Raw genomic sequence first — 22,591 nt, forward strand, 5'->3', positions numbered from 1 at the left:
AACGACTACGGCGTATCCATTGTAAAAAAGCGGCCCGGCAAGTCGTTGCGCAAACCCAAACCCTGAGTGTCAGCAGGGCTTGCCAGTTTATGGGGATCAGTCGCCAAGCCTTTTACAAGCGTGATCGGGCCTATCGGGCCCGAGTCGATCAAGATCAACGCCTGATCAAGTTCGTGCAGGAAGTCCGTGTGCGCCAACCCTGCATTGGTGCTCGTAAACTGCACTCGATGATGCACGCGAAGCGTGAAAAACCTGAGCTGCACGTCGGCCGGGATAGGTTGTTCGAGGTCTTGCGTGAGCACCGCCAACTAGTGCGCAGGAAACGGGCTTATCACAAAACAACCGACAGCCATCATCATTTCCATTGCCACCCCAACCTGCTAAAACCTGGCCCGCAGCAAGTCATCGCGACCGGCCCGGAACAGGTCTGGGTAGCCGATATCACTTACCTATCCACCAAGCGTGATGAGCCGGTCTACCTGAGCTTGGTAACGGATGTCTACTCGAGAAAAATTGTCGGCTACCACGTGCATGGCAGCCTGCATGCCGACTCGGTAGCTCAAGCGTTACGCATGGCGTTGAAGACGCGTAGAACACGTCAAAAGCTGGTCCATCACTCGGATCGAGGTGTGCAGTACTGCTCAGCGCTGTATCAAAAGCTCCATGCCAAACACGGCATCACTTGTTCGATGACCGATGGCTACGACTGCTACCAAAACGCCTTGGCAGAGCGGGTCAACGGCATCTTGAAAACGGAACTCTTGCTCCACCGGCCGACCGACCTGAAGCAAGCGGAGCAGATGGTGCGGGAAGCGGTCTTGATCTACAACCAAGAGCGCCCGCACCTGTCCTTAAAATACAAAACGCCCGATGCAGTGCATCGGGCGTTAGGGTGAGATAGGTGTAAACCTATTTCAGGACTAGACAGGGATACTCTCAAGGCGTCGCTGCTCATCAGCGGCCAGGCTTGGAAACCCGATTAAATTAATGACAACAACGCTCTGCCTTCGTGATCGCAAAGATTTTTAGTCTGCGATCCAGATTTATGACGGCTGCGCGCGGGACGTCTTCGGACGTGCCGGTTTCCTGATTTTCCGGTTTCCAACCTGCGCGCAGCTGTCACCCATTCGCATGGAAACGAATGCGGTGCCTCTTCAAATTAGGAGTATCACCCTGACTGAAAAAGACTCGTCCACGCCTTCTGACCTGAAAACCATCGGCCTTACCCCCTTCATCTACGGCTCCAATCAACCCCTTTTCCACGTCAGCGCCGGCCTCCCGATCGGCGTTGCTCTGTCTCAAGCCTCCGACCTGCTGTTTCTCGTCAAAGCCTTCGCTGAAGACGCCGCTTACGACAAAAAAACTGACCGCTATGCCTGGGGCGCTCATTTTCTGGCGGCGATGAGCAAAGCGGTGATTGATGATGTAGTGAAGGTCATCAACCATCAACGCTTCGCGACACGCAACCAAACGCAGGTTTAGCACGACCTTCCTCGATTCGCGCCCCGGTGAATCGGGGCGTCGATGCCACTACAGCCTGATATCCAATGATATGTAGCCTGGAAATGATTAGGAGGCATGGTGCATCGAGAAGCAGACCAGTATTGTCTGCCAAGCAGATTTATGAGGGAGCCATGAATGGCCGTCGGTAACTACGTAGAAGCGGTGGAGATCATTCGTCGACTGGAAGGAGGGATAACACGCCCATTCCTGTGTCGTGCAAACAATGACCAGCACTATGTGGTCAAAGGCTTGGAACTGCCGCCCGCCGAACGCATTGCCGAACTACTCTGCGCTCGTTTGGCTGCCCAGTTCGGCCTGCCGATCCCCGAGCACGGCTGCATCTATGTCGATCCAGCCTTGTTGCGTTATAACCCGCAAGCTCGCAGTGATCTCGGTCCCGGGGACAGTTATGCCCTTGCCTACATCGCCGATGCGGCTGACCTGCTGTATTCACAAGCACTACTGGTTCCGAGCAGCCTTCAAAAAGCCGTCTTCGTTTTTGATTACTGGGTCGGTAACAGTGATCGTCAGTTGGGACCATTTGGTGGGCGCCCGAATCTGCTGATGTGCACTACCAACAATCAGCTACAGCTGATCGATCACAACCAGGCATTCCAATGGCCACTGGATGCTTCAGGGTTTGCTGAAAGCCATGTGTTTGGCCCCGAAAATCGGGCATGGCGTTTGGATCTGGTCGACAAAGTTGAATACGCTCAGCGGATGCATGACACTGCTGGACGGTTTCGTGACATATGCTCAGATATTCCCGAGGAGTGGTGTGAGTCCATCGGAGCACTCGGACTGGAAACACTGCTTGAGGAAATCGAACGCAACCTGATGCTTTGCCAATCGGACGAATTCTGGAGCGTCCTGAAATGAAATACACCTGCCTTTACAGCATTGTGCGCTTCGCGCCTTTTGCGGAAACCGAAGAGTTTGCCAATGTGGGCATCGTTCTCTCGGCGCCTGCTATTGGCCGTATGGAGTACAAACTCGCTCGTAAAAATCTAAAACGGGTCAATCATTTCTTTGAGTGCAGCAACCTTTTCGGCAAGGCGATGGAAATAGCCCAAAACGAACTGGACAGCATTCGCCTCATGTCAGCAGGCGCTCAAGAGTCGCAGATCGTTAACCACTTTCGATTCATGACGGAGCCGAAGGAGTCGATGATTCGCTTCAGCCCCATGCGATCAATACTTGTAGAAAACCTCGACGCGACCCTCGCTACGCTGTTCAACCGCTACATAGATCGCCAAGGCATAGGCCGCGAGCGGCGCGAAGAGGTCATGGTTCGAGAGATTCGAGAATTGTTTTCGCAAGCATCTATTCGTAGTTTTCGCGATGACACCCTGACTGGCGACCTGACTAAACTGCATCTCCCCTTGGTGCATCGCAACAAGGTCGTGGCAGCTATCAAACCCTTGGCTTTTGATCAGTCAGAGCCCAGCGCAATACTCGATCACTGCGATCAGTGGCTGATGAAATTCGTGAGAGCGGAACAGGAAGGCATAATTCAGCTGCAAAACGTGCTCATACCCGTTAGCACTCCTGCAGAGACTGAATCACCTCGCCACCGCAGAGCGGTGCAAGTTGCCAAGCAAAGTATTGAGGCACATGGTCTACAGCTGGTTGATTTTCAGGCAACACAGAAAATCGCCGACTTCGCACAGCGCTACGCTCAATAGTCGATATTCGCTCGATAGGCACCGCAACTGCGCGGCTTTTCCGTTTTTGTGTGATGTCTATATCTCACCCGTTGAGCCTGTAACATGCGCAACCCATAGACCCGCGACCATGGAGCCCCCCTTGCCCGACACCCGCCCACCCGCGCTTGATGAAATCGACCGCCAGTTGATCGCCGCTCTGCAAATCAACGCCCGCGAAAGCGTCGCCATGCTCGCCCGGCAGTTGGGCATTGCGCGCACCACCGTGACTTCAAGGCTGGCACGCCTGGAAAAGGCCAAAGTGATCACCGGTTATGGTGTGCGTTTGGGGCAACGCGTAGTCGATGGCGGGTTGCAGGCGTATGTCGGGATCAAGGTGCAGCCGCGCTCCGGCAAAGAGGTGTTGCGCCGGTTGAGTGCGATGGCGCAGGTGCAGCAGTTGTGTGCGGTGAGCGGCGAATTTGATTATGTGGCGTGGTTGCGCACGGATTCGCCGGAGCAACTGGATCAACTGCTGGATCAGATTGGCAGTGTGGATGGGGTTGAGAAGACCACCACGTCGATCATCTTGAGTAGCAAGATTGATCGGGGACAGCCGGTTTAATCGCGGGTGGCTGAGAGAGCCTCATCGCCAGCAGGCTGGTTCCCACAGTGCGGTGTGTAGCACTGGCTCGTCACTTTGATCGATAAACTGGCAAAACGACGACACTTTGCGTCTTATTAACGTGTCCCAGGCTCCCTAGAATGGCTGGCATCTTTTCCTATACTCAGACGCGCATCCAGCGTCGGGTCGCCAGCAAGGTCAGCCATGAACAAGAACAATCGCCATCCTGCAGACGGTAAGAAGCCAATCACCATTTTCGGTCCGGACTTTCCGTTCGCCTTCGATGACTGGATCGAACACCCGGCCGGCCTGGGCAGCATTCCCGAGCATCACCACGGCGCTGAAGTGGCGATCGTCGGCGCCGGCATCGCAGGTCTGGTGGCGGCTTATGAGCTGATGAAGCTTGGCCTCAAACCGGTGGTTTACGAGGCCTCGAAGCTGGGCGGCCGCCTGCGCTCGCAAGCGTTCAACGGCACTGACGGTATCGTCGCCGAACTCGGTGGCATGCGTTTCCCGGTGTCCTCCACTGCGTTCTATCACTACGTCGACAAACTCGGCCTCGAAACCAAGCCCTTCCCCAACCCGTTGACGCCCGCCTCCGGCAGCACCGTGATCGACCTGGAAGGCAAAACCCATTACGCACAAAGCCTGAAGGATCTTCCTGCCCTGTTTCAGGAAGTGGCTGACGCTTGGGCCGATGCATTGGAGGCGGGTTCACAGTTCGCCGATATCCAGCAAGCCATTCGCGACCGTGATGTGCCGCGCCTCAAAGAGCTGTGGAACACTCTGGTGCCGCTGTGGGATGACCGCACCTTCTACGATTTCGTCGCCACGTCCGAGGCGTTCGCCAAGTTATCGTTCCATCACCGCGAAGTGTTCGGTCAGGTTGGTTTCGGCACCGGCGGCTGGGATTCTGACTTTCCCAATTCGATGCTGGAAATCTTCCGGGTGGTGATGACCAACTGCGACGATCACCAACATTTGGTGGTCGGCGGCGTTGAACAAGTGCCGCAGGGTATCTGGCGCCATGTGCCACAGCGCTGCGTGCACTGGCCTGAAGGCACCAGCCTGAAGTCCCTGCACCGTGGCGCGCCACGTTCAGGCGTGAAGAAAATTGCCCATGCGCCCGACGGCCGTTTCGCCGTCACCGACAACAACGGTGACACCCGCGAATACGCCGCCGTGCTGACCACTTGCCAGAGCTGGCTGCTGACCACGCAGATCGAATGCGACGAAACCCTGTTCTCGCAAAAGATGTGGATGGCGCTCGACCGCACCCGCTACATGCAATCGTCGAAAACGTTCGTGATGGTCGATCGGCCGTTCTGGAAGGACAAGAACCCGCAAACCGGGCGCGACCTGATGAGCATGACCCTCACCGATCGCCTGACCCGTGGTACCTATCTGTTCGATAACGGCGACGACAAACCGGGCGTGATCTGCCTGTCGTACTCGTGGATGAGCGACGCCTTGAAGATGCTGCCGCACCCTGTGGAAAAGCGTGTGGAACTGGCGTTGAACGCGTTGAAAAAGATCTACCCGAAAGTCGACATCGCCGCGCGGATCATCGGCGATCCGATCACGGTGTCGTGGGAAGCCGATCCGCATTTCCTCGGTGCATTCAAAGGCGCCCTGCCCGGCCACTATCGCTACAACCAGCGCATGTACGCGCACTTCATGCAGGACGACATGCCAGCCGAACAGCGCGGGATTTTCATCGCCGGTGACGACGTGTCGTGGACGCCGGCCTGGGTCGAAGGCGCGGTGCAGACTTCGCTCAACGCGGTGTGGGGGATCATGAACCATTTCGGCGGTTCTACACATAAAGAGAACCCGGGCCCGGGTGATGTGTTCAAAGATATCGGCCCTATCGCCCTGCCTGAGTAAGAGGAATCCCTGATGCGTGTAGCCCTTTACCAATGTCCACCGCTGCCACTGGACCCCGCCGCCAACCTGCAACGCCTGCATCGATTGGCGATGGAGGCCAAAGGCGCCGATCTGTTGGTGCTGCCGGAGATGTTCATGACTGGCTACAACATCGGCGCCGAGGCGGTCAGTACATTGGCCGAGGTCTACAACGGTGAATGGGCGCAACAGATCGGCCGGATCGCCAAGGCTGCCGGCCTTGCGATTGTGTACGGTTATCCCGAGCGCACTGCCGACGGGCAGATCTACAACGCTGTGCAGATGATCGACGCCCAAGGCGAACGCCTGTGCAATTACCGCAAGACACACCTGTTCGGTGATCTCGATCGCTCGATGTTCAGTCCGGGCGAAGACGCGTTTCCCGTGGTTGAACTCAATGGCTGGAAGCTCGGTTTCCTGATCTGTTACGACCTGGAATTCCCGGAAAACGCCCGGCGTCTGGCCCTGGCAGGCGCCGAACTGATTCTGGTGCCGACGGCGAACATGATTCCGTTCGATTTCGTCGCTGACGTCACTGTCCGCTCGCGTGCCTTCGAGAACCAGTGCTACGTGGCTTACGCCAACTACTGCGGCCATGAAGGTGACATTCACTATTGCGGGCAAAGCAGCATCGCCGCGCCGGACGGCAGCCGCAGGGCTCAGGCCGGTCTGGATGAGGCCTTGATCGTCGGCGAACTGGATCGGCAGTTGATGATCGACTCCCGCGCCGCCAATCACTACCTCAGCGATCGCCGCCCCGAGCTTTACGGCGCGCTGAACCAGCGCTAATCCGCTAGCATTGGCACTTCACTGTTCTGGAAGTGCCCATGCCTGCGCCGACTCCCCCCCGCCCCCACACCGAAACCTTGGCCAACGGCTTGCGCGTAACCCTGCGTCATGCGCCCGGTTTGAAGCGCAGTGCCGCCGCGTTACGGGTGGCTGCCGGCAGCCATGACGTGCCCTTGGCGTGGCCGGGGCTGGCGCATTTTCTTGAGCATTTGCTGTTCCTCGGCACTGAGCGTTTTCCTGCGAGCGAAGGGTTGATGGCCTACGTGCAAGGTCACGGCGGGCAGGTGAATGCCAGCACTGACGAGCGTACGACTGACTTTTTCTTTGAGTTGCCAACGCAATCGTTCAGCGGCGGGCTTGAGCGTCTGTCAGACATGCTCGCCCATCCGCGTATGAATCTGGACGATCAGTTGCGGGAACGGGAAGTGCTGCAGGCGGAATTTATCGCTTGGTCGCAAGATCCTGCGGCGCAGCAGGATCTTGCGTTGTACCAAGGTTTGCCAGCCGAGCATCCCTTGCGCGGGTTTCATGCGGGGAATCGGGCCAGCCTGCAAGTGGAGCAGCCGGCGTTTCAAGAGGCGTTGAAGGATTTCCACCAGCGGTTTTATCGCACCGGGCAAATGACATTGAGCCTGGTGGGGCCGCAGAGCCTTGAACAATTGCGCGCACTGGCCTTGCAGTTTGCGGCGACGTTGCCGGCCGGGGATCACGTTGCGCAAGCCGTGAGCCTCCCGCTGGCGGTGAGCCGTTATCAACAGGTCGGTGAACAGCGCTGCAATCTGCTGTTTGCGTTCGACGCGTTGCCCGAGTCGTCGGCTGAGGCGATGGCGTTTCTCTGCCATTGGCTCAACAGCGCCAAACCAGGTGGATTGCTGGCGTACTTGCGGGCACAGGCTCTGGCTGACGGCCTGCACGCAGCGCCGCTGTATCACTTTGCCGGGCAGGCCTTGCTGCATCTGGCATTCAATGCACCCGCCGAATCGCTGGGTGCCATTGGCGAACACGCGGGCGACTGGCTGAGTTTCTTCGCGCAACAGGATTGGGCGCCGCTGCGCAAGGAATACGCCGCCGTGCTTGCGCGTCAACAACAAGTCAGCGCGGCGTTGCCACTGGCGCGGCTCGACAGCGAGCAACTCGAAAGCGGTTTGTCGGAATCGGGCGCGAGCGCGCTGAAACGAATGCTGCGTGAAATGGGCACGGTGGATAACTTCAGTCACCACTGGCACCTGCCCGCCGCCAATCCTTTCCTGCGGGCCAACGAGCCGCTGGCCAACGCCGGACTGATCCGCGGACAAACCAGCGCCCACCGAGGCCTGCGCACGTTTGCTCAGGATCGTTCACGCGGGCGTCGCGAACGTTCGCCAATGCAATTGAGTCAGGCCTTGCCGGACAACGGTGATGACGGGGCGATTTATCTGCGCTGGCAACTGGAGGCGGCGGCCTCTGCAGCTCTGCAATCGAGGCTGCTGCGCAGTCTGCGAGCAACTCAGGATGATGCGCGTCAGGCTGGGGTCGAGTTATCGCTCAGCATGGGCGGCAATCAATGGCTGTTGAAACTGACCGGGCTGCAAGAGCCCATGCCCAGCGTCCTTGAGCACGCGCTGAAATGTCTGACGCAAGTTGACACCGATTCCCTGCCGGGTGAGGCGCAAGCGGCGTTGATACCGATCCGCCAACTGCTCAAGGCACTCCCGGAGCATTGTCTGCAACCCGCGAACACCTGCGATGACGCCAAACACCTGTGGACAACTTCTCGCTGGGATGGCCTGGCGTTGGGCCTTCATCCACAGACCCAATCGGCAATGGGCCTGGCCCTGAGCCGTATTCCCGGCGTACCGGACAATCAGTTGCCGGCACCGACAGCGCTCACCACACAACATTTGTGGCACCCCATCGAGACAGCGTCCAGCGAACACGCCTTGTTACTGTTCTGCCCGACCGCCGGGCGCGACATCGCCGACGAAGCCGCATGGCGCTTGCTCGCACAGCTTTGCCAGACGCCGTTCTATCAACGCCTGCGGGGCGAGTTGCAGTTGGGTTACGCCGTGTTCAGTGCACTGCGGCAAATCCATGGAAAGGTTGGGTTGCTGTTCGGCGTGCAATCACCAAACGCCACGACTACAGAATTGCTCGGCCACATTCAGCAATTCCTTGAAGGCATGTGCGCATTGATCGAATCCACCGACGAGGCCTGTCTCGACCAACAGCGCCAGCGCCTGGCGGATCAGTTCGACAGCACCCATCTGCCTTTCAAGGACGCTGCCGAACTGCTCTGGCAGGCCAAACTCGCCGGCCACCCGTCGGATTATCTGGAGCAACTGGTCGCGGCAATCGGCCAACTGAGTCGAACGACATTGCTGGCCGCTGCGCAACGGTTGACCGCTGCCGAAGGCGGCTGGCACTGCCTCGCCAGCGGCCCAATACCGGGCGCCCCCTGGCAAGCGGGAAAATGATCATTACCGAGGCTGCAAGGAGCTTTCTCAAAGATTCACGGACAATCCCTCTGAAATTTTGAGTAACATAGCCGCCTAACTATTTGGAACGTCCCTGCGCTGCCGTGGACTATACCTATGGATAGCGCTATCCCACCCGCCCTTTCAATGAAGGAGTCACCTGATGTCCTGGACAAAACCGGCTTATACCGACCTGCGTATCGGCTTCGAAGTCACCATGTACTTCGCCAGCCGCTGAGTTCTGCCTCGTCAGAATTGCAGTGCAACGCCTCGGCTCGCCGAGGCGTTTTATTTTCAGCGTTGAAATGATGGAGCGTTCATGTTCGTCCAGATTCTGGGTTCGGCCGCCGGTGGCGGTTTTCCGCAGTGGAACTGCAACTGCGTCAACTGTGCAGGCTTTCGCGACGGCAGCCTGAATGCCAAGGCCCGCACCCAATCGTCCATCGCCATTTCCGATGACGGCGTGAACTGGGTGTTGTGCAACGCCTCGCCGGACATCCGCGCCCAGTTGCAGAGCTTCGCTCCGATGCAACCGGGCCGTGCGCTGCGCGACACCGGGATCAGCGCGATCATCCTGATGGACAGCCAGATCGACCACACCACTGGCCTGCTCAGCCTGCGCGAAGGCTGCCCGCATCAGGTCTGGTGCACGGACATGGTTCACGAAGACCTGAGCACGGGTTTTCCGTTGTTCAAAATGCTCACCCACTGGAATGGCGGGTTGAACTGGAACCGCATCGAACTCGATCAAAGCTTCACCGTCGCCGCGTGCCCGAACCTGCGCTTCACCCCGCTGCCATTGCGCAGCGCCGCACCGCCCTACTCGCCGCATCGTTTCGACCCGCATCCGGGCGACAACATCGGCCTGATCGTCGAAGACTTGAAGACTGGCGGCAAACTGTTCTATGCCCCGGGTCTGGGCAAGGTTGACGCGCCGTTGCTCGAGATCATGGCGGGCAGCGATTGCCTGTTGGTCGACGGCACAATGTGGGACGACGATGAAATGCAGCGCCGTGGCGTCGGCACCCGCACCGGTCGCGAGATGGGCCATCTGGCGCAGAACGGCCCTGGCGGCATGCTCGAAGTGCTGGAACAGCTTCCCGAGCAACGCAAGGTGCTTATCCACATCAACAACACCAACCCGATTCTCGACGAGGATTCGCCGCAGCGCGCGGAACTGGCGCGGCGTGATGTTGAAGTGGCGTATGACGGCATGAGTATTGTGCTGTAGCGACCGGCCTCTTCGCGAGCACGCCCGCGCCCACAAGCAGACTGCATTCCAACGTGGGAGCGGGCTTGCTCGCGAAGGCATCAGACCAGACACCCAGGATCCCAACGGTTGTTCCCCGGAGAACCGCAATGACCGACCAACCGATGTCCCCCGCCGAATTCGAAGCGGCCCTGCGCGCCAAAGGCGCCTACTACCACATCCATCACCCGTATCACGTGGCGATGTACCAGGGCCGCGCCACCCGCGAACAGATTCAGGGCTGGGTTGCCAACCGCTTCTACTATCAGGTGAATATTCCGCTGAAAGACGCGGCCATCCTCGCCAACTGCCCGGATCGCGAAATCCGCCGCGAATGGATTCAGCGCCTGCTCGACCACGACGGCGCCCCCGGTGAAGACGGCGGCATCGAAGCGTGGTTGCGCTTGGGCCAAGCCGTCGGCCTCGATCCGGATCAACTGCGATCTCAGGAACTGGTGTTGCCCGGCGTGCGTTTCGCCGTCGACGCCTACGTCAACTTCGCCCGCCGGGCCAGTTGGCAGGAGGCCGCCAGCAGTTCACTGACCGAACTGTTCGCACCGCAGATCCACCAATCGCGCCTCGACAGTTGGCCGCAACATTACCCGTGGATCGACCCGGCCGGTTACGAATATTTCCGCACCCGCCTCGGCCAGGCGCGGCGCGATGTCGAGCATGGTCTGGCGATCACTCTCGAGCACTACAAGACCCGCGAGGGCCAGGAGCGCATGCTGGAAATTCTCCAGTTCAAACTGGACATTCTTTGGAGCATGCTCGATGCCATGAGCATGGCTTACGAACTGAACCGCCCGCCGTATCACAGCGTGACCGAGCAACGGGTCTGGCATAAAGGAATCACCTTATGAGTTTTGATCGCAGCAAGATCCCGACCTGGCGTCCCGGCTACCGTTTCCAGTACGAGCCGGCGCAGAAAGGCCATGTGCTGCTGTACCCCGAAGGCATGATCAAACTCAACGACAGCGCTGCGCTAATCGGCGGTCTGATCGACGGTGAGCGCGATGTCGCGGCGATCATCGCCAAACTCGACGAGCAGTTCCCCGGCGTGCCCGAACTCGGTGACGACATCGAGCAATTCATGGAGGTTGCCCGTGCGCAGCACTGGATCGAACTTGCCTGATTCATCGGTGCAAGTACCGCCCAAGCCTGAGATCGGCCTGCCGCTGTGGCTGCTCGCCGAGCTGACCTACCGCTGCCCCCTGCAATGCCCGTACTGCTCCAATCCGCTGGATTTCGCCGAGCAGGGCAAAGAGCTGAGCACCGAGCAGTGGATCAAGGTGTTTGGCGAGGCGCGGGAAATGGGCGCGGCGCAATTGGGTTTTTCCGGTGGCGAACCGCTGGTGCGCCAGGATCTCGCCGAGCTGATCGGCGAGGCGCGCAAGCTTGGGTTCTACACCAACCTGATCACCTCGGGCATTGGGCTCACCGAGCAGAAAATCAGCGACTTCAAGAAGGCTGGCCTCGATCACATCCAGATCAGTTTTCAGGCCAGCGACGAGCAGGTGAACAATCTGCTCGCCGGCTCGAAAAAGGCTTTCGCACAGAAGCTGGAAATGGCCCGTGCGGTGAAGGCCCACGGCTATCCGATGGTGCTCAACTTTGTCACCCATCGGCACAACATCGACAAGATCGACCGCATCATCGAGCTGTGCATCGCGCTGGAAGCAGACTTCGTCGAGCTTGCCACCTGCCAGTTCTACGGTTGGGCGCAGCTCAATCGTGTCGGTCTGCTGCCGACCCAGGAACAACTGGTGCGCGCCGAACGTATCACCAACGAATACCGCGCCAAGCTGGAAGCCGAAGGGCATCCGTGCAAGCTGATTTTCGTCACCCCGGACTATTACGAAGAACGCCCGAAAGCCTGCATGAATGGCTGGGGCAGCATCTTTCTGACCGTCACACCGGACGGCACTGCCCTGCCCTGTCATGGCGCGCGACAACTGCCGGTACAATTTCCCAACGTGCGCGACCACAGCATGCAGCACATCTGGTACGACTCGTTCGGCTTCAACCGCTTTCGCGGGTACGACTGGATGCCCGAGCCGTGCCGCTCCTGCGACGAGAAGGAAAAGGACTTCGGCGGCTGTCGCTGCCAGGCGTTCATGCTCACGGGTGACGCGAGCAATGCCGACCCTGTGTGCAGCAAATCCGAACATCACGGTGTGATCCTCAAGGCCCGCGAAGAAGCCGAGCACGCCACTCAAACCATCGAACAACTGGCCTTTCGCAATGAACGAAACTCACGCCTCATCGCCAAAAGCTGAGCCTTTCAGCGCCGCTCAAGCCGTCGCCGCCGGGATGGATTTCGCCGAACTGCAACTGGGTAGCAACGGTTTGTTCTGGAATGAATATCGTCCGGAGGATGCGGCGTGCCGGATCTGGCATTGGCGCGATGGCGTGGCGAGATGTCTGACGCCCGAAGGTTTCAGCGTGCGCAGCCGCGTGTACGAATATGGCGGTGGCGCGTTTTGTCTGACACCCGACGGGGTGGTTTTCGTCGGCGAGGCGGATCAGCAGTTGTATCGACAGGCGCTGGATGGTCAGCCTGAAGCGCTGACGTCGGGTGAGTGTCGCTACGGCGATCTGCATGTTGCCCAGGGTCGGGTCTTGGCAGTGGAAGAACACCACGATCAACATCGCTTGGTCGCGATTGATCTGGCTGACAGCACGCGTCATGTGCTGGCAGAGGGCGCGGACTTTTATGCCGCGCCGATCATCAGCCCGGATGGCCAGCGTTTGGCGTGGATCGAGTGGAGCCGGCCGCATCAACCGTGGACTTCGACTCGGTTGATGGTGGCTGGGCGCTCGGCTGACGGGGGCTTTTCAGCACCACGTTGCCTGGCGGGTGACTGGGTTGAGGAGTCGATCCAGCAACCGCGATTCAATACCGAAAACCGCTTGTTTTGTCTGACTGATCGCGGCGGATTCTGGCAGCCGTGGGGCGAAACAGACGATGGTCTGCAAGCGTTGCCAAGCGCCGAAGCCGATCATGCGCCCGCGCCTTGGCAACTGGGTGGCTGTACTTGGTTGCCCGTTGGCGACTCGTATCTGGGCAGTTGGAGTGAGGGCGGCTTCGGTCGTCTGACGCTCGACGGTGAAGACTTCACCGGCGACTACAGCCGCTTGCGTCATCTGGCACTGGATCAGCAATTCATCTATTGCATCGCGGCCTCGCCGATCAGCCCTTCGGCGGTGATCGCCATTGATCGCGCATCCCACGACGTAACAGTGCTGGCCGGTGGCGTCGCACCGTTGCCCGCCGAACGCATCAGCCGTCCACAAACCCTGCGTTATCCCAGCGGTTCGGGAGAGGCTCACGGGTTCTTTTATCCGGCCATGGGCGGTGAAGTGAAACCGCCGCTGGTGGTGTTCATCCATGGCGGCCCAACCTCGGCCTGCTACCCGATGCTTGACCCGCGCATCCAGTACTGGACGCAACGTGGCTTCGCCGTCGCTGACCTCAACTATCGCGGCAGCAGCGGTTATGGCCGCGAATATCGGCAGGCGTTGCATCTGAGCTGGGGCGATGTGGATGTCGAAGATGCTTGCGCAGTGGTGGGGTATCTCGCCGCACAAGGGCTGATCGACGCTGAACGTGCGTTCATCCGTGGCGGCAGCGCGGGCGGCTACACCACGCTTTGTGCCTTGGCGTTTCATCAGGTGTTTCGTGCCGGCGCCAGCCTTTATGGGGTCAGCGATCCGGTGGCGTTGGCTAGAGCGACGCACAAGTTCGAGGGGGATTATCTGGATTGGCTGATCGGCGATCCCGAGCAAGACGCCGAACGCTACGCCGCCCGCACGCCGTTGCTGCACGCAAGCAACATCCGCGTGCCGGTGATTTTCTTCCAGGGTGAACTGGATGCTGTCGTAGTGCCGCAACAGACCCGCGACATGGCCCAGGCGCTGGAGCGCAACGGCATTGCGGTCGAGGCGCATTACTACGCCGATGAGCACCATGGCTTCCGCCGCGCAGTCAATCAGGCGCATGCGTTGGAGCAGGAGTGGACGTTTTATCGGCGGGTGATGTTGGCGGACTGAGATCCACGCCCACTTTCATCCATCGAGTCGCCCCATTCGCGAGCAAGCCCGCTCCCACAGGAGATTTGTGAACAACACACATCCAGTGCGGGAGCGGGCTTGCTCGCGAAGACTATTTACCTGACGCCGCAGAACTCAACGCTTGGCGATGATGTAAACCGCATGCACGATCCCGGGAATGTAGCCGCACAACGTCAGCAAAATGTTCAACCAGAACGCCCCGCCAAACCCGACCTGCAGAAACACACCCAGCGGCGGTAACAGAATAGCGATGATGATGCGAATAAAGTCCATGGGGCAGCTCCTGAGTGGGGGCTGGCTCATTTGAGCCATACAAGCTAATCGACCTTTGCCGTTCGTCAGGGTTCACTGCATCTGACTGCTGTTTGCCACTACTGCGTACAAAAAAACGCCCCACGCCAAAAGAATCAGGCGTAGGGCGTGCGTTATACCGCGAGACGGTTCTTGAATTCGGGTAAGACAGTTCGGATCAGACGGCAATCCCTTTGCGGCATTGCATCTGTGCGCCAAGCACGCGGGAGAAGGCTCGGGCCAGGCGCAGGAGCATTTCGTCGATGTTGGCTTTGCTGACAGTGAGCGCCGGGGTGAAGCGCAGGCAGTCGGGTTGCGCAGCGGTGAGCAGCAGGCCTTCGTGCCGTGCGGCCTGGACCACAGCTTCGGCTGAATCGTCCGACAGGGTGAGGCCCCAGAACAACCCTTGACCACGCAACTCGCCATGGCCGTAGCGATGAGCCAAACGCGCAAGACCTTCGCGCAGATGCTGGCCGTTGTCTTTGACCTGTTCGAGAAAGGCCCGGTCCTGCACGCTGTCGAGTACCACCAGACCGGCCGCTGTCATCAGCGCGTTGCCGTGATGGGTCCCGCCCAGTTCACCGGGTTCGAAACAGCAAGCCTTGCCTCGCGCCAGCAGCGCCGCCAATGGCACGCCACCGCCCAGACCTTTGCCCAGTACGACGATATCGGCACGAACGCCGTAGGATTGTTCGGCAAGCAAGGTACCGCAGCGGCCGATGCCGGTCTGCACTTCGTCGAGAATCAGCAGAATGCCCAACTCGCGGCACAGACGCTCAACGCCTTTGAGGTAATGCGCGCTGGCCGCAACCACCCCGGCATCGCTCTGGATCGGCTCCAGCATGATGGCCACGGTCTGCGCATCGACCGCCGCGTGCAGGGCCGGCAAATCGTTGAACGGCACGCGGTCGAAACCCGGCAGCAACGGAGCGAAACGGTTGTGCAGGTTGCCACTGTCCGACGCTGAAATCGTCGCCAGACTACGGCCATGACAGCCCTGTTTCGCAACGATGATCCGCGAGGCGCCACCGCGATGCAGTTGGCCCCACTTGCGCGCCAGTTTGATTGCCGCTTCACAGGCTTCGCTGCCGCTGTTGAGCAAATAAGCACGATCGCTGGAGGTGCTGGCGCACAGGCGTTCGACAAGGCTGAGCATGCCGCGATTGTGCAGGTTGAAACCAGAATTGATCAGCGCCTGAGCCTGACTGGTGATGGCTTTCACCAGCGCTGAAGGACTGTGACCGAGACTGTTGGCGCCGCCCGCCTGGGAAAAGTCCAGATAAGCGCGGTCGTTGCTGTCCCACAGCCAAGAACCCTGGCCCCGGACGAACACCTGGTGTGGTCGCTCGACGCTCGGCATCAGGCGCTCGCCGGTATCGGGCGGGGCGGCCTCGAATGAGAGGTCATCAAGGCTTGGCGTCTGGCGCCGCAAACTGAACAGATTCATTGAAAAAAACCTCGCTTGGGGTTTTTTGAACTGCCTATGCAAACACTGTCGAAGCGAACGTTCTTCATCGCGCTTTCTGGCCCTGTAAGCCTTGTGAATGCGGGTAGACTAGGCCCACTGACGGCTTCGAGCCATTTCGATTTCCCAGCATTTTCGATAAGTGTTACTTATGGATTTCAAACAACTGCGTTATTTCGTCGCGGTCTACGAAGAAGGCCATGTCGGCCGGGCTGCTGAGCGGCTGTCGATCTCGCAACCGGCGTTGTCGCAGCAGATCCGCCAGCTTGAGCAGAACCTCGACGTCACCCTGTTCGAACGCAGCAGCAAACGCCTGCTGCCGACGCTGGCTGCGCACACGCTGTACAACCACGCGCAGCCCTTGCTCGATGGCTTGCAACGGGCGCGCGAGGCGCTGGGTAACTTCAAGGGTCAGGCGTTGCGCACGCTGGCGATTGGTGTGCTGCAAACCGTACACACCGGCCTGGTGCCGCAACTGCTCGAACGCGTGCGCAAGGCCCAACCGCATCTCGTTGTGCAAATCTATGAGTTGACCGGGCTGGAGATCGAACGGCGCCTGCTCAATGGTTCGCTGGACATCGGCATCAGCTATCTACCACCGCGCCAACCGGGCCTCCATGGCGTGATGCTGTACGAAGATGAACTGACGCTGGTCATCCCGGCGGATCATCCATTGCGTGAATTCAAGAAAGTATCGATGCGCCAAGCGGCCGAATTGCCAATGTTGCTGCTGGGGGAAGAATTTCAGATTCGTCAGATCTGGCAGGCACAGCTGACCAGCCTCGGACGGCGCCCGCAGGTACAGGCCGAGCTGAACAATATGGTGGGGATTCTCGACAGTCTGCCGCACACCAAACTGGCGACGGTGCTGCCGGGACGTTCTCAGAAGGAGTACCACGATCAGGACCTGCTGTGGAAACCGCTGAGCGAACCTCGGGTGCCATTGAAAGTCGGGCTGGTGTGTCGCGATGTGCAACGTCAGCAGGCGTCTTTGGCGCTATTGCGCACATTGCTGGAAGAGGTGATGGCGCGTGAGGAGAGACCGCTTACAGGGGCATCGCCACTGGCCCCCTTGGCCTGAGACTTTTCTGCGGGAAAAAGAAAACCCCGCCGAAGCGGGGCTTTGCAGACTGTTTCCCTGACATCCATTTCACTCCGCCACCCTGGCAGAATCCTACGTGTCCGTGTTGTTGCTTTGCGCTTCCTGCGCGACGTCCATGAAATGTAGATTAGCTGTGGATCCAATCTACGCCTATGGGAGAACAGCATCACGTCACGTAAGCAAATGCTTACATGACGTTACATCATCAGAATTGCGCCGCCTCCAGCAGGAACAGCGACTCGCTGCCAGCCTTTACCGACGCGCTCAACGAATGAATACGCGGCAGCAGACGGGCGAAGTAGAAGCGTGCAGTGCCGAGCTTGCTGGCATAGAAATCTTCCTGCGCTTCTTTGCCCAATGCGGCTTTGGCCATCAATGCCCACATGTAGGCGTAAGCGGTGTAGCCAAACGCTTGCAAATATTCGACTGACGCCGCGCCGATTTCGTTCGGGTTGTTTTTTGCCCGATCCAGCAGCCATGCGGTCAACTCGTCAAGGGTGTCGACAGCCTCGTTCAGCGGCTTGGTGAATTCGCCCAGATCAGCACTGGCGGTTGCGGTGAAATGGCGGATCTCGTCAGCGAACAGTTTGTAGAACGCACCGCCGCTACCGACGATCTTGCGTCCGACCAGGTCCAGCGCCTGAATGCCGTTGGTGCCTTCGTAGATTTGGGTAATGCGTACGTCACGCACCAGTTGCTCCTGGCCCCATTCACGAATGTAGCCATGACCGCCGAAAATCTGCTGGCCGTGTACGGTGGTTTCCAGGCCTAGGTCGGTGAGGAATGCCTTGGCCACCGGCGTCAGCAACGCGACCAGATCTTCCGCACGCTTGCGCGTGGTCGCGTCTTCGCTGAACTTGGCGGTGTCGAGTTGCATCGCGACGTAGGTGGAGAACGCACGCCCACCTTCGTTCGAGGCTTTCATGGTCAGCAGCATGCGACGCACGTCCGGGTGGACGATGATAGGGTCAGCGACCTTGTCTTTGTTCTGCGCGCCGGTCGGCGAACGGCTCTGCAGCCGGTCACGGGCGTATTCAACGGCGTTCTGATACGAGCGCTCACCAGTCGCCAGACCTTGAATACCGACGCCCAGACGTTCGTAGTTCATCATGGTGAACATCGCAGCCAGGCCCTTGTTCGGCTCGCCGACCAGATACCCGACGGCTTCGTCGAAGTTCATCACACAGGTCGCGGACGCCTGAATGCCCATCTTGTGTTCGATCGAACCGCAATTGGCCGGGTTACGCGCGCCCAGGCTGCCATCGGCATTGACCATGAACTTCGGCACCAGGAACAGCGAAATGCCTTTCGGACCGGCCGGCGCGTCCGGCAGTTTGGCCAACACCAGGTGGATGATGTTTTCAGTGAGGTCGTGTTCGCCACCGGTGATGAAGATCTTGGTGCCGCTGACCTTGTAGGAACCGTCGGCCTGCGGCTCGGCCTTGGTGCGGATGATGCCCAGGTCGGTGCCGGCATGCGGCTCGGTCAGGCACATGGAACCGGCCCAGACGCCGGCGTACATGTTTGGCAGGTACGCGGCTTTCAACTCTTCGCTGGCATGGGCGTTGATCGACAGGCAAGCACCGGCGGTCAGCATCGGGTACAGACCGAAGGACAGGCTGGCGGAGTTGACCATTTCTTCGACCTGGGCCGACACGGCTTTGGGCATGCCCATGCCACCGTATTGCGGATCACCGCCAACACCGACCCAGCCGCCTTCAGCGTAAGTCTGATAGGCCTGTGGGAAACCGGCGGGCGTGGTGACGGCACCGTCGGCCCAGTGACAACCTTCTTCGTCAGCGGCGCGGCTCAGCGGCGCAATGCTTTTGCTGGTGACCTTGCCAGCCTCTTCGAGAATCGCTTCAACCGTTTCAGCATCAACGGTCTCTGCCAGTGCCGGCAACTCAGCCCAGAGTTTGGCGACTTCGAATACTTCATTGAGGACGAAGCGCATATCGCGCAGCGGCGCTTTGTAGTCAGCCATGGCAAACCTCGCAAGATCTAAACAGGTGATTCGTGGAATGGTGCTTTCGTTGAGGCTGAGTGTACCTCAACAACTTTTGCGACACATAGGGTCAACCGGTGACTGATTTGTTATTTTTAGTCACCACAAAAAAGACCGCAGCCTTCGCCAGCGACCCAGGTAAAACGCGATTACCTGGAGAAGCCGACGAAGGCGGCGATCTTTTTTTTGCGCTTAGAGCGCAAATAGCTCTGCCGGCAGTTTCATCAGACAATCGCTACCCGCCTCGACCGCCGCACGATGCGCCGCCGTGCGCGGCAATAGCCGTTTGAAATAGAACTCGCACGTTGCCAGTTTCCCCCGAAGGTAATCCGCCTCACCCTCGCCCGCGTCCAGTTGCGCCTGCGCCACCTGCGCCATGCGCAGCCATAGATAGCCGAGAATGATGTAGCCGCTGTACATCAGATAGTCCACCGAGGCGGCACCGACTTCGTCCGGGTTCTTCATCGCCGCCATGCCGACCTTCATGGTCAGGTCGCCCCACTGCTGGTTCAGCTCGTTGAGCTGAGCGACAAAACTGCCCAGTTGCGCATGCTCAGCATTCGCCGCGCAGAACTTGTGGACGATTTTAGTGAAGCCCCGCAGCAGCTTGCCCTGACTGCCAAGCACCTTGCGCCCGAGCAGATCGAGCGCCTGAATGCCGTTGGTGCCCTCGTAGATCGGCGCAATCCGGCAGTCGCGAACCAACTGCTCCATGCCCCATTCACGAATGAACCCATGCCCGCCGAACACCTGCATGCCGTGGTTGGTCACTTCCAGCCCGGTGTCAGTCATGAACGCTTTGCAGATCGGCGTGAGGAACGCCAACAGGTCTTCGGCGTCCTGACGCGCTTGGGCATCGCCGCTCAGGTGCGCGACATCGAGCATCTGCGCGGTGAAGTAGGTCAGTGCACGATTGCCTTCGTTGAAGGCTTTCATGGTCAACAGCATGCGCCGCACATCCGGGTGGACGATGATCGGGTCGGCCGCTTTGTCCGGGGCTTTGGCGCCGGTCAGTGAGCGCATCTGCAAGCGGTCATTGGCGTATTTGATCGCACCCTGGAAACTCGCCTCGCCCAGACACAGCCCCTGCATGCCGGTACCAAGCCGTGCGTGGTTCATCATGGTGAACATGCAGTTCAGGCCCTTGTTCGGCTCGCCGATCAGGAAGCCCTTGGCGCCGTCGAAGTTCAGCACGCAGGTAGCTGAAGCCTTGATGCCCATTTTGTGTTCGATCGAACCGCAGGACACCCCGTTGCGCTCACCGGCCTCACCCACAGCATCCGGCAAGAACTTCGGCACGATGAACAGCGAAATGCCCTTGGTGCCCGCCGGCGCGTCCGGCAGTTTGGCCAATACCAGATGGATGATGTTGTCGCTCATGTCGTGCTCGCCGGCAGAGATGAAAATCTTGCTGCCGGTGACCGCGTAACTGCCGTCAGCCTGGGGCACGGCACGAGTCTTGATGATGCCCAGATCAGTGCCGCAATGGGCCTCGGTCAGGCACATGGTGCCGGTCCATTGGCCGGCGGTGAGTTTGCTCAGGTAAGTGTCTTTCTGCTCGGCGGTGCCGTGGGCGTGGATCGCTGACATTGCGCCGTGGGTCAGCCCCGGGTACATGCCCCAGGACGTGTTGCTGGAGCCGACCATTTCACTGATCACCAGCCCCAACGAGCTCGGCAGGCCCTGGCCGCCATAAGTCGGATCCGCCGCCAGACCGTGCCAGCCGCCCTCGACATATTGTGCGAAGGCCTGCTTGAAGCCCGTAGGCGTTGTCACCACACCGTTGTCGAAATGGCAGCCCTCTTCGTCACCGCTGCGATTGAGCGGTGCCAGAATGTTCTCACAGAACTTCGCGCCCTCTTCAAGGATCGCGTTGATCATGTCCGGGCTGGCGTCATGCGCGCCGAGGGCGGCGTAGTTGGCGTGGAAGTCGAAGACGTGGTCGATCAGAAAGCGCATGTCGCGCAGGGGAGCTTTGTACTCGGGCATGGTGGCTTCTCCGTCAGCAGATTTCTTCAACCTACTGCCGGCTCCCCTGCCCCACAATCATTGTCCAGACGCTGAATGCGCCGTCATCACTCAACCGGCGGCAGTGTCCATGCGCACCGCGCCACGGCGGTTCTGTCCGAACGCCACCACGCAGTTACGCCCCGCGCCCTTGGCGCTGTAGAGCGCCTCGTCCGCGGACTTGAGCACTTGTTCGGGGTTGCGTTGCTCGACGCGTTCAGCGACGCCAATACTGACCGTGACCGAGACACTGGAAGCACCAGAGCCGGCGCGGCGCTGACGACCTTGCTGATCATCCTGCGGGCGGTTTTCCTGATTGCGCAGTTGAATGTTGTAGGAAGCAATCGACTCGCGGATCACCTCAAGGTGCGGCATGCACTCCTCAAGGGTTTTGCCTGCAAACACCAGGGCGAATTCCTCACCGCCATAACGATACGCCCTACCGCCACCGCTGATTTTCGACAGCTTGCTGGCGACCAGACGCAAAACCTGGTCACCAACATCGTGGCCGTGGGTGTCGTTGAATTTCTTGAAGTGGTCGACGTCGCTCATCGCCAGCACGTAATTTCGGCCAAGGCGTTGCATGCGCTCGTTGAGCGCGCGCCGGCCCGGCAGCCCGGTCAGTTCATCGCGAAAGGCCATCTGATAAGCCTCGTGCGCCACCGCCGCCGCAATCATCAACATCACCTGACTGCACATGATGTTCAGGGTGAATGGCAGGATGAAGGTTTTCGGCAGCATCCAGAACACCCCGAGCAACCCGACCAGTTGCGCCGCGTGCAGCGGACGCGGATTGCGCCAGTACTGCCAGGCCAGCAACACAAAGGCCGAGATGAACACCGGATACGACAACTGGATCAGGCTCATCCACGCGCCGTGCAGCGCCGGCCAGCGGATTTCCGAAAGCCACATCAGCAGCGCTTGTGGGTAACTTTGCTCAAGCCCCAGCGCCACGCTGCCGAAGGCCAATAACACGGCAAACCGCGCGACCATGTCCTGAAACAAATGCGTACGCTCTTGCCAGGCAGCGAACACACCGAACAACAACGGCAGCAGCAGGCAGACCAGATGGAACACCACGGCAGCGTCTTCGCGCACCTTGCCGTTGTCGCGGTAATAATCGGTCTGGGTGTCGAGCAAAAAGTAGGCGATGTACACCGTGAGCATCAGAAACAGTTCGCGCTGACGTCGGTAAACCGCGCAGTAGGCACCGCCCAGCAGCAGTACCAGAGTCGGCAAAACGTTGAACAGCGACGTGAAGAACACGTTGAGGTCTTTGACGTACGCAGCCGCCAACCCCGCGAGCAACAACAGCAGTGAAGGTAGGAAATGGCTGAGACGTACAGCGGAAGAACGCGGCAAAGGGTAGAACTCCGACCCGGCAAAAGATGGCATTGTGCCTGCATTTTGAGCAGTTGAGCACATGCGGTGTGACGCGCGTCACATCGAAGCCTCTTTAACGGCAGGAAATCGTCTTTTC

The 22,591-nt window shown here is 59.4% G+C and carries 19 protein-coding genes and 1 pseudogene; 15 read left to right on the forward strand and 5 right to left on the reverse strand.

Going from position 1 to position 22,591, the window contains the following annotated elements; all coding sequences use genetic code 11:
• The 14 genes and pseudogenes from AACY02_RS00005 to AACY02_RS00070 all read left to right on the forward strand — a co-directional run.
• Positions 1–896, forward strand: a pseudogene (locus tag AACY02_RS00005) (IS3 family transposase); the annotation flags it as partial.
• Positions 897–1,173: 277 nt separating this feature from the next.
• Positions 1,174–1,482: a DUF3077 domain-containing protein gene (locus tag AACY02_RS00010; protein WP_339430495.1), complete on the forward strand. Its 309-nt coding sequence runs from the start codon at positions 1,174–1,176 to the stop codon at positions 1,480–1,482.
• 156 nt (positions 1,483–1,638) lie between these two features.
• Positions 1,639–2,382, forward strand: a complete 744-nt coding sequence (locus AACY02_RS00015) for a HipA family kinase (RefSeq protein WP_339430219.1) — start codon at positions 1,639–1,641, stop codon at positions 2,380–2,382.
• Positions 2,379–3,188, forward strand: coding sequence for a DUF3037 domain-containing protein (locus AACY02_RS00020; protein ID WP_339430220.1), 810 nt, complete (start codon positions 2,379–2,381; stop codon positions 3,186–3,188). The genes AACY02_RS00015 and AACY02_RS00020 overlap by 4 nt, the downstream gene beginning before the upstream one ends.
• Positions 3,189–3,309: 121 nt before the next feature.
• Positions 3,310–3,771 carry an Lrp/AsnC family transcriptional regulator gene (locus tag AACY02_RS00025; protein WP_007966501.1) on the forward strand — a complete coding sequence of 154 codons (462 nt, stop codon included), beginning with the start codon at positions 3,310–3,312 and terminating at the stop codon, positions 3,769–3,771.
• A 204-nt stretch (positions 3,772–3,975) separates the two neighbouring features.
• On the forward strand, positions 3,976–5,658 hold the full coding sequence (locus tag AACY02_RS00030) for a flavin monoamine oxidase family protein (RefSeq protein WP_339430221.1): 1,683 nt from the start codon (positions 3,976–3,978) through the stop codon (positions 5,656–5,658).
• A 12-nt stretch (positions 5,659–5,670) separates the two neighbouring features.
• Entirely contained in the window at positions 5,671–6,465 is a 795-nt protein-coding gene (locus AACY02_RS00035) for a carbon-nitrogen hydrolase family protein (RefSeq protein WP_339430222.1), read from the forward strand.
• 38 nt (positions 6,466–6,503) lie between these two features.
• Complete coding sequence (gene pqqF / locus AACY02_RS00040; RefSeq protein ID WP_339430223.1) at positions 6,504–8,918, forward strand: pyrroloquinoline quinone biosynthesis protein PqqF; 2,415 nt, start codon at positions 6,504–6,506, stop codon at positions 8,916–8,918.
• A 163-nt stretch (positions 8,919–9,081) separates the two neighbouring features.
• Positions 9,082–9,156: a pyrroloquinoline quinone precursor peptide PqqA gene (gene pqqA / locus AACY02_RS00045; RefSeq protein ID WP_003422658.1), complete on the forward strand. Its 75-nt coding sequence runs from the start codon at positions 9,082–9,084 to the stop codon at positions 9,154–9,156.
• An 81-nt stretch (positions 9,157–9,237) separates the two neighbouring features.
• Positions 9,238–10,149, forward strand: a complete 912-nt coding sequence (gene pqqB / locus AACY02_RS00050) for a pyrroloquinoline quinone biosynthesis protein PqqB (RefSeq protein WP_339430224.1) — start codon at positions 9,238–9,240, stop codon at positions 10,147–10,149.
• A gap of 128 nt (positions 10,150–10,277) precedes the next feature.
• Positions 10,278–11,030 carry a pyrroloquinoline-quinone synthase PqqC gene (gene pqqC / locus AACY02_RS00055; RefSeq protein WP_100846463.1) on the forward strand — a complete coding sequence of 251 codons (753 nt, stop codon included), beginning with the start codon at positions 10,278–10,280 and terminating at the stop codon, positions 11,028–11,030.
• Positions 11,027–11,302 (forward strand): pyrroloquinoline quinone biosynthesis peptide chaperone PqqD, encoded by a 276-nt coding sequence (pqqD, locus tag AACY02_RS00060; protein WP_041070005.1) that lies wholly within the window; start codon positions 11,027–11,029, stop codon positions 11,300–11,302. The genes pqqC and pqqD overlap by 4 nt, the downstream gene beginning before the upstream one ends.
• Before the next feature lie 7 nt (positions 11,303–11,309).
• Positions 11,310–12,446, forward strand: a complete 1,137-nt coding sequence (gene pqqE / locus AACY02_RS00065) for a pyrroloquinoline quinone biosynthesis protein PqqE (protein ID WP_401160105.1) — start codon at positions 11,310–11,312, stop codon at positions 12,444–12,446.
• Positions 12,412–14,220 carry an alpha/beta hydrolase family protein gene (locus AACY02_RS00070; protein WP_339430226.1) on the forward strand — a complete coding sequence of 603 codons (1,809 nt, stop codon included), beginning with the start codon at positions 12,412–12,414 and terminating at the stop codon, positions 14,218–14,220. Before pqqE ends, AACY02_RS00070 begins: the two co-directional genes overlap by 35 nt.
• Before the next feature lie 135 nt (positions 14,221–14,355).
• Here the strand turns inward: AACY02_RS00070 and AACY02_RS00075 are convergent, their stop codons facing one another.
• Together AACY02_RS00075 and AACY02_RS00080 are read right to left on the reverse strand one after the other, a co-directional pair.
• The gene (locus AACY02_RS00075; RefSeq protein ID WP_003228885.1) at positions 14,356–14,514 is read right to left on the reverse strand and encodes a YqaE/Pmp3 family membrane protein; all 159 of its coding nucleotides are present in this window, start codon (positions 14,512–14,514) and stop codon (positions 14,356–14,358) included.
• 196 nt (positions 14,515–14,710) lie between these two features.
• Entirely contained in the window at positions 14,711–15,979 is a 1,269-nt protein-coding gene (locus tag AACY02_RS00080; protein WP_339430227.1) for an aspartate aminotransferase family protein, read from the reverse strand.
• Between the two features lie 169 nt (positions 15,980–16,148).
• Between AACY02_RS00080 and AACY02_RS00085 the strand changes: the two genes are divergently transcribed.
• Entirely contained in the window at positions 16,149–17,078 is a 930-nt protein-coding gene (locus tag AACY02_RS00085; RefSeq protein WP_339430228.1) for a LysR family transcriptional regulator, read from the forward strand.
• A gap of 226 nt (positions 17,079–17,304) precedes the next feature.
• Here AACY02_RS00085 and AACY02_RS00090 read toward each other — a convergent pair whose 3' ends face one another.
• The 3 genes from AACY02_RS00090 to AACY02_RS00100 all read right to left on the reverse strand — a co-directional run bounded on the left by AACY02_RS00090 (position 17,305) and on the right by AACY02_RS00100 (position 22,473).
• Positions 17,305–19,083 (reverse strand): acyl-CoA dehydrogenase C-terminal domain-containing protein, encoded by a 1,779-nt coding sequence (locus tag AACY02_RS00090; protein ID WP_339430229.1) that lies wholly within the window; start codon positions 19,081–19,083, stop codon positions 17,305–17,307.
• A 213-nt stretch (positions 19,084–19,296) separates the two neighbouring features.
• Entirely contained in the window at positions 19,297–21,093 is a 1,797-nt protein-coding gene (locus AACY02_RS00095) for an acyl-CoA dehydrogenase C-terminal domain-containing protein (protein WP_339430230.1), read from the reverse strand.
• Positions 21,094–21,183: 90 nt separating this feature from the next.
• Positions 21,184–22,473, reverse strand: a complete 1,290-nt coding sequence (locus AACY02_RS00100) for a GGDEF domain-containing protein (protein WP_339430231.1) — start codon at positions 22,471–22,473, stop codon at positions 21,184–21,186.
• Positions 22,474–22,591 lie beyond the last annotated feature (118 nt).

This window comes from Pseudomonas sp. EA_65y_Pfl2_P78 (assembly GCF_963970495.1).
Classification (GTDB): domain Bacteria; phylum Pseudomonadota; class Gammaproteobacteria; order Pseudomonadales; family Pseudomonadaceae; genus Aquipseudomonas; species Aquipseudomonas baetica_A.